Source organism: Streptomyces sp. NPDC030840 (assembly GCF_055572015.1).
The window spans coordinates 1-12,666 of the sequence record NZ_JBVIEE010000009.1; the positions used below are offsets into that span (position 1 = coordinate 1).

Here is a 12,666-nt window from a genome sequence, read left to right on the forward strand (position 1 = left end):
CTCAACTCCCTCGCCGACTACCTCACCAAGGTCGGAACCACCGGCCAGCAAACCGAGCAGAACTAATCCTCAGGATTTCTGGCGCAGCACACTAGTGCCGTGACCACGAACGTTCGCGGTGTTGGCTGACACGCCGTCGGCCTGCTGTGCTTACGGTCGTTGTGGCGGTCAGGCTGTGGTGGTGGCAGATCCCGTACGCGTGCGGCGGCTGAGTGACCAGAAAGGTCAGCAGCTGCTGCGCATCACTCGCAGAGGCGCTGGTTCACCGATCCGATTACGGCGGGCCATGGTCGTGCTGGCATCGGCCGACGGCAGCACCGTCGCGGCTATCGCTCGTCTCGTGCAGGCCGATGAGGACACGATCCGGCAGGTCATCCATCGGTTCAATGAGATGGGGATGGCCAGCCTGGCCCCTCGGTGGGCGGGTGGCCGTCCCCGCCTGATCAGTAACGACGACGAACGGTTCATCGTCACGACGGCCAACACCCGTCCTGAAGCCTTGGGGCGGCCGTTCACCCGGTGGGGCGTGCGCAAGCTCGCCGACTACCTCACCTCGCAGGCCGCCCGCCCGATCTCCGTCGGGCGGGAACGGCTGCGGCAATTGATGATCAAGCACCAGATCACGTTCCAGCGGACCAAGACCTGGAAAGAATCCAACGATCCGCAGCGCGACGCGGAACTCGCCCGCATCGACCATGTCATCAGCTATTTCCCCCAACGGGTGTTCGCGTTCGACGAGTTCGGGCCACTGGTGATCCGTCCGCAGGCCGGTGCCGGCTGGGCACCCAAGAGCCATCCGCGACGGCTTCCGGCGAACTATCACAAGCTGCACGGTGGTGGCATTCAGGTACGTGCCGGCCAGAGCACCTTCGGAGGACGGGATCGTCCCGAGCCAGACGATCAACGTCACGCACGAGAACGGTCAGCTCCTCATCGAGGGCCAGGCCATTCCACCGGCCGTCACGCTGCAGGCGTTCTACCCAACCTTCGAAACCTATGAGGAGCGGCTTCACCAATGGGCCCACGACACCTGCGCTCGCTCCGAAGGCACAAAGGGAGCGTTCTGCGGGGCGGCAGCGGCCCTGGGCTGGCTTGACTACGAGAAGTCCGGGTTCGAGAAGGCCCTCGACTTCCTCGTCGTCGAGGTACTCGCCCCCGACTTCAGCAGCGTCAAGAGATGCCTCAGCGGCGACGGAGGCTGCGCGAAAGCCGGGCTTGACGTGGCGCTCGAAGTACCTGTGGCACGCGCCTTCAAGGGCCTCAAGGTACTCAAGGCATGCGACAAGAACAGCTTCACGCCCGGCACCCAGGTTCTGATGGCCGACGGCACGACGAAGTCCATCAAGGACGTCGAGGTCGGCGACGAGATCCTGGCCACCGACCCCAAGACCGGCAGGACCGCGGTCAAGACAGTCACGGCCGAGATTACCGGCAAAGGCCCCAAGAACCTCGTCAGGATCACCCTCACGATCGACGGAGAGGCCAAGAAGGGCACCAAGGCCGCCTCGGTCACAGCGACTGACGGGCACCCCTTCTGGGTTCCGGAACTCGGCGAATGGATCGACGCGACGGACCTGAAGCCGGGTCGGCGCCTGCGCACCTCCAGCGGCGCTCTGGCTGAGGTCACTTCGGTTGTCCGCTGGACCGAGAGGGCGTCCGTTCACAACCTCACTGTTGCCGACCTGCACACGTACTATGTGCTGGCGGGGCAGACTCCGGTCCTTGTTCATAACTCAGGTCCGGAGTGCGGGTCCGTATGGATCGATTCGAATAGGGCGCCGCATCATTTCAAACATGCTGCTGACTTCGGGATCACTGCGAAAGAGAGTAAAGCGAGCAAGCAGGCATTCGTGAACGCCTTGGAAGGCTTCGTTAAAGACCCAGGGAACGTTCAAATCGCGGGAACGTATCGCGGGACGCCTGCCCGGCACTACGTGGACCTCAATACCGGGCGTCACGTCTCGGTGGACATTGAGTCGGGCGAGATGCTTGGTGCCTGGAAATCGGAAGTAACTTCAGACCAGTTCTGGTACCTGACCATGCAAGGGAAGCTGTAGATGGCGACTTTGGAGCCGTTCCTTGTGCTCGCGGAGGCCGTTTCTGAAGGGAGGATCTCTCCTTCAGAGTTCTCTCTTGTCTGTCTTCCCCTGTACAAGGGGTGCGGTGGACCGTATCCGTCTGGCGAGCAGTATCAGGTGGCGACAGATCTCTTCTATGTCGCGCATGACTACGATTCGGCTGGCATCGGCATGCCGGATCTACTGAACGATGATCAGGTACGCCAGAAGGCGGCTGATATCGCGCGGCAAATGAGGATGCTCCTGCAGTAGCGAATTCGAACTCGTTGTTTTGGTGTAGAGATGGCGGCGTCAGCGCTGTGGTGGGGGTTAATCTGCGTGTTCGGTATCCGTGAAGTTCTGTCCGTTGTCCTGATCGGCGTTATAGGGCTTTCTGTGTCTGGCTGTTCGTCGACGCGGGACGCGGATGCAGGTCGTGTCGCAACTGTGGAAAGGTCTCCCAGTGAGAGGTGGGGGAGGGTGCTTACTTCCGAGGAGCTAAAAGCTTCTGCGCTCACACTTTCGGAGGTTCCAAAGGCACTTAATGTCCCCGTTCAGGATCCCGCTCCTGAAGGTAATCTTCGGACTTTCCCGCCTGTGTCCGATGCGTCGTGCCAGGCGATGCTGGACTCCGAGAATGTCAAGGGAGCGTCTGTCGTTGTGTATCAGACCTTCAACTGGAAGGGTGACGTCTGGGGAGGTGGTTCAACTCTCTCCTCTTATGAAGGCGGCGGCGCCGAGCAAGAATTCAGACGACTTCAGAAGGCGTTGAAGAGCTGCAAGTCCTACTCGGGTGTGTCCCACGCGGGAAAGTACCGTGCCGAAATCCGAGTGGAGGAGGCGCCGAGAGTAGGAGATGAGGCCCTCGCTTTCCGTTCAGTCACTCCAGTGAACTCTGGCGGTGCATCGGAAAGGCGGATTGGGAATACTGAAGTCGTGTTTGTGAGAACCGGGAGTGTTGTAGTCGTATTCAATAAGCTGGAGTATGGGCGAGACGCGAAGTTTCCGCGCGAACTCATCCAAAAGCAGGTCGAGCGTTTGGTGCAGGCTCAAAAGTCTTAACCTCTGGCACCCTGTGCTGAGGGGCCCACGGTCAGCGTCGCTATGAGTCGACCGCGGTCCACCACCGCTCGCGGCATCGGGGTCTTCTCCGACGCCTCCTCCATCCAGCGCCTCAACACCCGGGTGGCATAGCCCTCGCCGCTGCATGCACCGGCACCGGCCAGATCAGCGTCCCCTGCTCCGCCACCTACGCCTTCGGAGGCCCCTGTCCTGTTCAGCCGGCTCGCTCAAGCCCCTGCCGCCGTCGACTCGTCCGACAGGAACGCGGCCCAGGCGGTGGGGGAGAAGGTGAGGTGGGGGCCGGTGGGGTTCTTGGAGTCGCGGATGTGGATGGTGTGAGGGCAGGGGGCGACCTCTACGCATTCGCCGCCCGCGCCGCTGCTGTACGTCGACTTGTGCCAGGTGTAGGCGGCTTCGAGGCACTGGCCGCCCTCGCCGTCGCTGTAGCTTGACTTGAACCAGCTCAGCTGCTCTATGTTCATCGCTCTTCCAGCATCTTCTCGATCAGGTCCAGGGACTCGTACGGGTTGAGCGCCTGCGCCCGGATGATCCCATAGCGCGCGGCGAGGATGCGTACCTCTTCTCGGTCGGTGATCAGGCGCGGGTAGCCCTGCGACTCCATGTACGCCACCTGCTCCTTTCCCTTGGGGATGAGCAGTGTGAACGAACCGCCCAGGCTGGGGTGTTCCGTTCGGCTTGTCGGCATCACCTGAAGTTGTACGCTGCGCATCCGCCCGATGCGCAACAACTGTTGGAGTTGTTCCGCGTGCACTTCGGGTCCGCCGATCGGCCGCTCAAGGACCGCCTGTTCCATGACGAAGCTGCACTCCGGGGGCGGCCACTTCTCGAAGAGTTGCTGTCGTGAGAGGCGGTCCGCCACACGGCGCTCGATCGTCGCCTCGTTGAGCGGTGGGTGCCGTTGGGTGAACACGGCCCGCGCGTACGCGTCTGTCTGGAGGAGGCCCAGCACGCCCATGGTGCTGTAGTCGTACAGCGAGACCGCCTCCGCCTCCAACCCCGCATAACTCCGGTACCACTCCGGATGCCGAGTCCGCGCCTTCTTCATCGCCTCCTTGATCTCCGGGATCATCGCCGCCAGTACGCCCTGGGCGTTCAGCAACTCATCGGCCTTCACCAGCACTTCGGGGCGGGCGACCCGCACACCGCGCTCCATCGCCGAGATGGCGTCGGGGCCGTACCCGACCATCTCGCCGAGCTCCTTCTGCGTCACGCCCGCCCGCTCCCGCAGCAGCCTCAGCAGCTTGCCCACCGCTGTGAACAGCCCCGTCGTGCCGTCGGCCTCCGCCGGAGTCTCCGGCCTCCGGTCCCGTTCGTCCGCCATGCCCCGTCCCGCCTTCAGGTCCTCGTGGTCACGGTCGACGACCCGACGCGTCGCGCGACGCGGCCGTACGGCTACGCAGCGTCCCGTGGTCGCCCCTGGTCAGGGTAGGGACAAACGGACACGCTCTGTGACGTGAACTCACGAATCTCCGCCCCTCGAGTGTCGGCGCCACCCAGCGACCCGGCGAGTCCCGAATTCAGCCAGCTGCTCAGCTCCACGCGGCGCGGTGCCCGGCTCGCCAGGCGGTTCACCGTGCAGCAGCTCGACCACTGGGGCATCCCCTACGGCAGTGACCTCAGCGACACCGCCGCCCACGTCGTCGCCGAGCTCGCCGCCAACGCCGTCACTCACGGACACGTGCCCGGGCGCGACTTCCTGCTCCGTCTCCTGTTCCTTCAGAACACCGGCAGGCTGCGGATCGAGGTGACCGACGCCCGTACGGACCGGCGGCCGGAGATGCGTCCAGCCGACAGGGACGGCACATCCGGGCGCGGGCTCCACCTCGTCGATGCCCTGGCCACCGACTGGGGCGTCACCGAACGCGCGCCCGGCAAGACCGTGTGGGCCGAGCTCTCCCTCGACCAGTAGCCGTCAGTCCACCAGGTCCGCCGCCGTCAGCAACCGCGTCAGATCCGTCCGCGACCGCACACGCAACTTCCGGTAGACCCGTGTCAGATGCGCCTCCACCGTCTTGCGGGACACGAACAGCGACGCCGCCGCCTCCGTGTTGTTCAGGCCCCTCGCCACCGCCCGTGACACCTGGAGCTCCTGTGGGGTGAGCTGGTCGAGGGCGTCGGCCAGGTCGGAGGAAGAAGAGGAGGTCCTCGCCGCCGGCATCCCTCCCGCCGCGGCCAGTTCGCTCGCCGCCCGCCGTGCCCACGGGGCCGCGCCCAGGCGTTCGAAGCAGGCCAGGGCCGAGGCCAGCGGCGCGCGGGCCGCTGCCGGGCGGCGGTACCTCCGTAAGACCTCCGCCTCGCACAGCAGCGTGCGCGCCCAGTCGAAGGGGCCCGTCGTGCGCTGGTGGGCCTTGAGCGCCAGCTCGAAGTGGGCCTCCGCCTCCTCCGGCGTCGAGGCCAGCAGGCCCCGGCAGCGGGCCGCCGCCGCCTCCGCCGACGCCAGGCCCGTCTCCCGCGCCCGTTCCTCCAGCCACGTCACGACCTCGGCGGCCCGTGCCGTATTGCCCGCCCGCAGGTGTGCCTCCGCCAGGTCCGCCGCGAAGGGGACCACCTCCGGGTTGCCGATGCCCTGTTCGCCGGCCAGACCCAACGTCTGCTCCAGCTGGTCCGCCGCCGCGTCGTGGTCCCCGTACGCGAGCGCCGACAGACCCAGCACCGCCGTCATGTGGAACTCCTGGCAGCCGATCCCGTACGCCCCGCACTCCCGCCTCGCGCGCGCCACGTGGTCCTCGCACTCGACGCGGTTGCCGCGCAACGCCTCCAGGCGGGCGAGGCAGTAGAGCGTGTAGCTCACGCACGTCAGCTGGCCCAGCTCCTCCGCCCAGCGCAGGGACTCCGTCAGGTCGCCGCGGGCGGACGCCCACTGGCCCCTTCGGGTCTCCAGTTCTCCCCGTACCGCCAGCGTGAAGCCCAGCACCCCCACCGCGCTGTGGCGGCGGGCCGACTCCACCGCCGTGTTGAGCAGCTTCCGGCCCCGTTCGAACTCCTCCACCCGGCTCCACGCCTGGCCCGCGATCGCGTACACCTGCTGGTCGCGGACCGGGTCGCCGGTGCCGTGGGCGTCAGCCGACTCCAGCATCCGGCGGCCCTGCGCCGTACGGCCCGCCATGACGAGGGCCGCGCCGAGGACGGTGAGGCTGTACCAGCGTTCGGGGCCCGTGGGGGAGGCCAGGGACAGGGACTCCTCGGCGACGCGGACGGCGGCGGGGACGTGGCCGTCCAGGCGGGCCGCGGCCGTCGCCTCGGCCAGCAGCATGCAGGCGCGGGTCGGGTCGTGGTCGCGTACGGAGTCCGCCGCGTCCAGCAGCAGGCCGTACGCCCTCGCCGTCTGGCCCTTCCAGGTGCACATACGGCCCAGCAGGCCCTGGATGTCGGCACGCATCGCCGGGTCGGGCGTGATGCGCAGGGCCTCCTCGCACCACTGGGGACCGGAGGGGGAGCCGCTGAGCAGCGCGTCGGAGGCGGCGCGGTGGAGGCGGGCGGCGCGGGCCGCCGGGTCGGCGGCAGGCGTAAGGTCGGCGGCGCGGCGCCAGGCCAGGGCGGACTCCGCGAACGCGCTGCGGCGACGGGCCTCCTGCGCGGCCTCCTCCAGCGCCGCGGCCGCCTCCTCGTCCGGGCCCGCGCTCGCCGATGCCCGGTACCAGGCGTGCAGAGGGCCCGTGTTCACCTCGGCGAGCGCCGTGTAGGCCGCGAAACGGTGGGCCAGCGGGGCCCGGCCGAGAACCAGCGGGCGCAGCACCGGGTGGTGGAAGTCCAGGCCGTCGGAGGTGGCCGTGATCAGGCCGTCCTCCTCGGCGGGGGAGAGGGCGTCGAGCGAGAGGTTCGCCGCTTCGAGAGCCTTGCGCAGAGGGCCCGCGGCCTTGGAGCGGCTGGCCGCCAGGACGACCAGAGCGCGGCGGGCCGTCTCGGGGAGGTCGTCGATGCGGGCCGCCCAGGCGCGTTCCAGGTGGCTGCCGAGGGACGGCGGGTCCAGCAACGGGTGCTCGCCGCGGGCCTGTTCGGGCGTCAGGCCGGCCGCTATCTCGCGGAGGGCCAGCGGGTTGCCGCCGCTGATCCTGACCAACTCGTCGAGCACCGTCGGCGTGACCTCGCGGTCCGCCTCCCGGAGCAGGGCCGCGCAGTCGTCGGCGGGCAGGCCGCCGACCTGGACGGCCGGGATGCTGCGGCGCGTGCCCGACTCGCCGTGGTCCTCGCGGGAGCAGAGGGCGAGGGCGACCCGTTCACTGGACAGGCGGCGGGCGATGAAGAGCAGGACGCGCTGCGAGGACGGGTCGACCCAGTGCAGGTCGTCGACCAGCACGACCACGGGCCGCTCGTCGCCGAGGGCCGCGAGCACGTTCAGGGCGCCCATGCAGGCCGCGTACGGGTTGCTCGGGGTGTCCGCCGAGTCGCCGCCGAGCGCGAGGCAGGACTCCAGGGCGGTGCGCTGCGGACCGGGGAGTTCCCTGAAATACGGCGAATAGGGCATAAGGAGGTCGCCCAGCGTGGCGAACGGCAGGACGGTCTCGGTCTCGATGCCACGCGCGCGGAGCACGGTCCTGCGCCCCCGGGCCCCACGGAGTCCCGGGGGCCCCTGGAGTGCGGAGGCGCCCGCCGGGTCCTGGCGCTGGTCCGCCCGTTCCCCCCGTTCCGCCTGCTCGGCCGCGTAGTCCAGCAGGGCGGTCTTGCCGATGCCCGGCTCGCCCCACAGGAGCAGGGACGCGCCGGCGGCCCCGCCCGCCACGAGCAGGTCGTCCATCAGCCGCCGTTCCCGCTCCCGGCCGACGATTCCGGTTCCCCCCTGCATACCGCGACCCCCTCGGCGCCCGTCCGCTCTTCCATGATGCCCGTCGGTGTGGTGGCCAAGAAGGTGGAAGACAGCCGGATTTGTCCGTGGACGGGTTGTGCGGGTGGTCAGATGTAGGGACTTCCCGGAAGCGCACAGGGGTCCGGCGGCCTTGAATGGAGTCCTGCAAGTGAGGACACCGAGTGATCGAGCGAAGTGGCGCAACAGGGGAAAAGCAGGTCGCGGCACAAGGGGGACGGCCGATGCCGGCATCCACGGGACCCGAACCACGGCTCGACTCCGTCGAGATCAGGGTGACGTTCTCGGGAGCGGAAGCGGCCGCCGCGACCCGGGCGCTGGCGCCGGACCACGGGGGAGCCCGGCGCCACGTCTACTTCTGCGAGGCGCTCACCCGCTCTCCGTACGGGCGTGTTCCGTACGACGGGGGAGCCCGCGCAAGCTCGCCGTACTCCGGCGAGACCCTCGCCCGCTCCCGGGCGACGCCCGGACAACTGCCGCTGCTGGACGCGGGGGTGACACTGCGGCTGCGGGCGGGGAGCGGGCGAGTCGGGGGCGGGGACGCCATGGCTGAGCTGAGGCCCTGCCGCGCGTCCCGGCTCACCGACCGCTGGCTGGACTTCCGCGCCCAGGGACCGGACTCCTTCCGTCTGGCCGGCGACTGGTCCGGCGAACGCCGCGTGCTCGCGGCCTCCTTCGCCTCCGACTGCGGCCGTACGGCGGTGGAGGCGGTCACCTCGGGCAGTGAGCCGCCGGCCACGGCGTTCTCCGACCGGCAGCGCGCCTTCCTCGCGGAGTGCGCCGACGCACCCGTCGGCTTCGGGGACCTGGACATCCTCGGGCCCGTCCGCACCGTCGACTGGACCGGCGTACGCCTCGACCACCACGACGTGACCCTGGAGTACTGGACACTGCCGGGCGACGAGGCCGGCGGGCCCCTGGAGTGGTTCGAGGTCTCCGAGCGTGTGGCGCCCGACGGCGCCGAGGTCGTCCAGGCCTCCCTCATGGCCCTCCTCCACAGCCACGGCCTCGAACCCGACCTGGCCCAGGGCACGCGCACGCGCCGGGTACTGGAGGCGCTGGCGGGGCGGGACGTGGTGCGGCGGTGCGGCGCGGGCTAGCCCCTGGGCGCTCTCACGAGAGCCGTAGGACCGGTCCACGAGACCCGCCTACGACCGAATGGCTGGTTCCTGCGTCTCGCGGGCCGGGCGGGCCATGACCGTTCGGCCGGCGCGGGGGTTGGGGCGGCGGGGCAACGAGTGCCGTTGCCGCCCCCATCCGTGACCCAGCAGGACGCCCGTGACGCACGCCACCGACCCCGCACCGACAGCGCTCCCACCCGACACACCGCCCGACACCCCGGCCACCACCCCGGCGGACACTCCGCCCCCCGCCCTCCTGCGGCGCCACCGCGTCCCCCTCATCGCCACGCTCACCCTCCTCCCGCTGTACGCGGTGTGGGCGGCGCTCCTCGCCACGGGCGGTGGTGACCTCGCGGCGCAGGAGGCGTGGGCGGGGTTCGCGGCCCGGCACGGGGACTCGGCGTACAACCTGTTCTGGTACGGCGGGACCCACACCGCGAGCTACAGCGTGATCTCCCCGTACCTGATGGCGGCGTTCGGCGTGCGCACGGTGAGCGTGCTCTCCGGGCTCGCCGCGTCCTGGGCGGCGGCCGTGCTGGTCGTACGGGCCGGGGTGCGCCGGCCTCTCGGCCCGGCGCTGCTCGCGTCCCTCGCGCTGTGGTGCACCGTCGCGTCCGGGCGTACGACCTTCGCGCTCGGCGTCGCCTTCGGGCTCGCCGCGTGCGTGCTGCTGACGGGGGAGCGGCGGATGGTGCGCGCGCCGGTGTGCGCGGCGCTCGCCACCCTGGCCAGCCCGGTGGCCGGGCTGTTCCTGGCCGTGGTGGGGGCGGCGTTCCTCGCCGTACGGGACGGGGCGCGGGCCGCGGTCCTGCTCGTGCCGCCCGCCGTGGTCGTCACGCTGACCACCCTGCTCTTCCCGTTCTCCGGCGAGCAGCCGATGCCGGCCGCGCGGATCTGGGTGCCCGCGCTGCTCGGCCTCGTCGTCGCCGTGACGGCCCCGCGCTCCTGGCGGGTGGCTCGGTGGAGCGGGGGCGTGTACGCGACCGGCACGGTGCTCGTGTACCTGGTTCCCTCGCCGGTCGGCACGAACGTCGAACGGTTCGCGGCCCTGTTCGCCCCCGCCGCGCTGATGGCCATCCGGGAGGGGACGGCTCCCGCCCGGCTGCTGCGGCGGGCCACCCTGCTCGCGGCCCTGCTGTTCTCCCTCGCCTGGGTGGGCGCCAGCACCCTCGGCGACCTGAGGGTGACCGCGCCCGTGCCGGCCTGGGCCGCCGACACCCGCGGGGTGACCAGGGCCCTGCGCGGGCTCGGCGCCGATCGCGCCCGAGTCGAGGTGGTCCCGGCCCGCGACCACCGCGAGGCCGCCGCACTGGCCCCCCACGTCCACCTGGCCCGCGGCTGGAACCGTCAGCTCGACGTGGCACGCGCCCGCCTCTTCTACGACGGCACGTTCTCCGCCGCCGCTTACCGCGCCTGGCTGGACCACTGGGCGGTCGGCTTCGTGGTCCTCCCGCTCGCCGAGCCCGAACAGTACGCCGAGGCCGAGGCCCGCCTGGTGCGCGAGGACCGGCCCGACTGGCTGGAGCCGGTGTGGCGGGACGCCCACTGGCGGATCTACCGGGTGCGGGACGCGGTTCCGCTCGTCCCGGCGCCCGCCGCCGTGATCCGCACCACCGGCGCCGCGGTCGACGTCCGGGTGCCGCGGCCCGGACAGGTGACCGTCCGGGTGGCGTACTCACCGTGGCTGCGCGCCGACGGCGGGTGTCTGACGCGGAACGGCGATTTCACCCGGCTGACGGTGACCCGGTCGGGCGAGTACCGGATCGGCTCGGAGTACGGCCTCTCCCGGACCCCGGACCACTGCTGATCCGCTGTCCACCCGATCGGCGTACTCCGTCCGGGGGCAGGAGGCAGGGGGCAGGGGGCAGGAGTAAGGAGCGGTGCGGTGGCGGGGCCGCCGCGCGAGCCGGGGCCCCCGAGCCGGGGCCCCCGAGCCGTGGCCCGCACAAGGCAGGAGCCCCGCTGCCGGACGGCGCGGGGCTCCTTGGGTACTGCTATCAGGTCCGGATCAGAGCAATGGGCTCATCAGCACTGTGCTCATGGCACGAGGCCATGGGGCAGGGCTGGTGAAGCCGCGGCTCAGATGGGGGTGACGTTCTCCGCCTGCGGGCCCTTCGGACCCTGGGTCACGTCGAAGGAAACCGACTGGTTCTCCTCGAGGGAGCGGAAACCCGTCGCGTTGATCGCGGAGTAGTGGACGAAGACGTCGGGGCCTCCGCCTTCCTGGGCGATGAAGCCAAAGCCCTTTTCGGCGTTGAACCACTTCACGGTTCCGGTAGCCATAAGCCCTCCTTGGGCCCAAAGGGTTGCCCTGCTCCAGAACCTGCAAGTGTGAAAACAGTGCTGCACAACTGCATTCGTCTGAAAACGACGAGAGCCCGCGGTCACATGCTCCGCAGGCTCTGTACTGCAAGGAAACCAAACTGCAACTTGCGGCGAGCCTAGCACGCGGGCAGCCGAAAGCAATAGAGGGCAAGATCACGTCACTCGGACGTTTGAACGCGCCGAAAGCGGGGTTGACGGGGCGCGTGTGGCGAGAGGGGCCCGTGTGGCCCGGCCGAGAGGGCCCGGAACCTGCGTCAGGGGCCACCCTGAAGGGTGCACCGTACCCCATGCGGGCTAGCCTCGCGATGTGGACAATTCTCGCACCCGGCCGCGCGTCGGCCACATCCAGTTCCTGAACTGCCTGCCCCTGTACTGGGGGCTCGCGCGGACCGGAACACTCCTCGACTTCGAGCTGACGAAGGACACCCCGGAGAAGCTCAGCGAGAAGCTGGTGCAGGGCGAGCTCGACATCGGGCCCATCACGCTCGTCGAGTTCCTCAAGCACGCGGACGACCTGGTCGCCTTCCCGGACATCGCGGTGGGCTGCGACGGCCCAGTGATGTCCTGCGTGATCGTCTCCCAGGTGCCCCTGAACCGGCTGGACGGCGCCCGTGTCGCGCTCGGCTCGACCTCGCGCACGTCCGTACGTCTCGCGCAGCTGCTGCTCGCCGAGCAGGTAGGCGTCCGCCCGTCGTACTACGACTGTCCGCCCGACCTGCCGCTGATGATGCAGGAGGCCGAGGCCGCCGTCCTCATCGGTGACGCGGCGCTGCGGGCCAACCTGCACGAGGGGCCGAAGTTCGGGCTCGACGTGCACGACCTGGGCTCCATGTGGAAGGAGTGGACGGGCCTGCCGTTCGTCTTCGCGGTCTGGGCGGCCCGGCGCGAGTACCTGGAGCGCGAGCCCGTCGTCACCCGAAAGGTGCACGAGGCGTTCCTGGCGTCCCGCGACCTCTCCCTCGACGAGGTCGGCAAGGTCGCGGAGCAGGCGGCCCGCTGGGAGGCCTTCGACGAGCCGGTCCTGGAGCGGTACTTCACCACTCTCGACTTCCGTTTCGGCGCCCCCCAGCTGGAAGCCGTGAGCGAGTTCGCGAGGCGGGTGGGCCCGACGACGGGCTTCCCGTCGGACGTACGGGTGGAACTGCTGACGCCATAACGGTGTCCTGATGTAAGGGCAACTGAATTCTTCGCGAATTCGGAGTGTGGCTGGGTGGGCGACTCGCGATGCGTCGTGTACTCGGGCGCGTCCAAGGCTTCTGGGGACGCGGGGCTGTTACCT

Annotated in this window: 11 protein-coding genes and 1 pseudogene; 8 read left to right on the top strand and 4 right to left on the bottom strand. The window is 69.6% G+C overall.

The annotated features are described in order from the left end of the window. The first annotated feature begins 181 nt into the window (after positions 1 to 181). The 4 genes and pseudogenes from ACZ49J_RS20470 to ACZ49J_RS20485 all read left to right on the top strand — a co-directional run bounded on the left by ACZ49J_RS20470 (position 182) and on the right by ACZ49J_RS20485 (position 3,119). Positions 182 to 1,000, top strand: coding sequence for a helix-turn-helix domain-containing protein (locus ACZ49J_RS20470; protein WP_467449797.1), 819 nt, complete (start codon positions 182 to 184; stop codon positions 998 to 1,000). Between the two features lie 253 nt (positions 1,001 to 1,253). Next, a pseudogene (locus tag ACZ49J_RS20475) lies at positions 1,254 to 2,057 on the top strand (polymorphic toxin-type HINT domain-containing protein); the annotation flags it as partial. Beyond that, positions 2,058 to 2,330: a hypothetical protein gene (locus ACZ49J_RS20480; protein ID WP_467449798.1), complete on the top strand. Its 273-nt coding sequence runs from the start codon at positions 2,058 to 2,060 to the stop codon at positions 2,328 to 2,330. Between the two features lie 30 nt (positions 2,331 to 2,360). Then, positions 2,361 to 3,119 (top strand): hypothetical protein, encoded by a 759-nt coding sequence (locus ACZ49J_RS20485; RefSeq protein WP_467449799.1) that lies wholly within the window; start codon positions 2,361 to 2,363, stop codon positions 3,117 to 3,119. A 227-nt stretch (positions 3,120 to 3,346) separates the two neighbouring features. Here the strand turns inward: ACZ49J_RS20485 and ACZ49J_RS20490 are convergent, their stop codons facing one another. After that, positions 3,347 to 3,601, bottom strand: coding sequence for a DUF397 domain-containing protein (locus tag ACZ49J_RS20490; RefSeq protein WP_467449801.1), 255 nt, complete (start codon positions 3,599 to 3,601; stop codon positions 3,347 to 3,349). Next, positions 3,598 to 4,461, bottom strand: a complete 864-nt coding sequence (locus tag ACZ49J_RS20495) for a helix-turn-helix domain-containing protein (protein WP_467449802.1) — start codon at positions 4,459 to 4,461, stop codon at positions 3,598 to 3,600. Before ACZ49J_RS20495 ends, ACZ49J_RS20490 begins: the two co-directional genes overlap by 4 nt. 132 nt (positions 4,462 to 4,593) lie before the next feature. Here ACZ49J_RS20495 and ACZ49J_RS20500 point away from each other — a divergent pair, with 132 nt between their 5' ends. Further along, a complete protein-coding gene (locus tag ACZ49J_RS20500; RefSeq protein ID WP_467449805.1) occupies positions 4,594 to 5,049 on the top strand; it encodes an ATP-binding protein in 456 nt (151 codons plus the stop codon). Positions 5,050 to 5,052: 3 nt separating this feature from the next. On the opposite strand, the gene ACZ49J_RS20505 is transcribed toward ACZ49J_RS20500, so the two are convergent. After that, positions 5,053 to 7,923, bottom strand: coding sequence for a helix-turn-helix transcriptional regulator (locus ACZ49J_RS20505; protein WP_467449807.1), 2,871 nt, complete (start codon positions 7,921 to 7,923; stop codon positions 5,053 to 5,055). 242 nt (positions 7,924 to 8,165) lie between these two features. Here ACZ49J_RS20505 and ACZ49J_RS20510 point away from each other — a divergent pair, with 242 nt between their 5' ends. Further along, positions 8,166 to 9,041, top strand: a complete 876-nt coding sequence (locus tag ACZ49J_RS20510) for a hypothetical protein (RefSeq protein ID WP_467449809.1) — start codon at positions 8,166 to 8,168, stop codon at positions 9,039 to 9,041. Between the two features lie 277 nt (positions 9,042 to 9,318). Further along, positions 9,319 to 10,869: a hypothetical protein gene (locus ACZ49J_RS20515; RefSeq protein ID WP_467450218.1), complete on the top strand. Its 1,551-nt coding sequence runs from the start codon at positions 9,319 to 9,321 to the stop codon at positions 10,867 to 10,869. Between the two features lie 272 nt (positions 10,870 to 11,141). On the opposite strand, the gene ACZ49J_RS20520 is transcribed toward ACZ49J_RS20515, so the two are convergent. Next, positions 11,142 to 11,345 (bottom strand): cold-shock protein, encoded by a 204-nt coding sequence (locus tag ACZ49J_RS20520; protein ID WP_255955214.1) that lies wholly within the window; start codon positions 11,343 to 11,345, stop codon positions 11,142 to 11,144. Positions 11,346 to 11,694: 349 nt separating this feature from the next. Here ACZ49J_RS20520 and ACZ49J_RS20525 point away from each other — a divergent pair, with 349 nt between their 5' ends. Then, complete coding sequence (locus ACZ49J_RS20525; protein ID WP_467449814.1) at positions 11,695 to 12,543, top strand: menaquinone biosynthetic enzyme MqnA/MqnD family protein; 849 nt, start codon at positions 11,695 to 11,697, stop codon at positions 12,541 to 12,543. Positions 12,544 to 12,666: the final 123 nt, after the last annotated feature.

Bases quoted from the DNA above. Each gene is read 5' to 3' on its own strand.
- ACZ49J_RS20485 (WP_467449799.1), top strand. From the start codon at position 2,361: ATGGCGGCGTCAGCGCTGTGGTGGGGGTTAATCTGCGTGTTCGGTATC.
- ACZ49J_RS20520 (WP_255955214.1), bottom strand. From the start codon at position 11,345: ATGGCTACCGGAACCGTGAAGTGGTTCAACGCCGAAAAGGGCTTTGGC.
- ACZ49J_RS20480 (WP_467449798.1), top strand. From the start codon at position 2,058: ATGGCGACTTTGGAGCCGTTCCTTGTGCTCGCGGAGGCCGTTTCTGAA.
- ACZ49J_RS20495 (WP_467449802.1), bottom strand. From the start codon at position 4,461: ATGGCGGACGAACGGGACCGGAGGCCGGAGACTCCGGCGGAGGCCGAC.
- ACZ49J_RS20490 (WP_467449801.1), bottom strand. From the start codon at position 3,601: ATGAACATAGAGCAGCTGAGCTGGTTCAAGTCAAGCTACAGCGACGGC.
- ACZ49J_RS20510 (WP_467449809.1), top strand. From the start codon at position 8,166: ATGCCGGCATCCACGGGACCCGAACCACGGCTCGACTCCGTCGAGATC.
- ACZ49J_RS20505 (WP_467449807.1), bottom strand. From the start codon at position 7,923: ATGCAGGGGGGAACCGGAATCGTCGGCCGGGAGCGGGAACGGCGGCTG.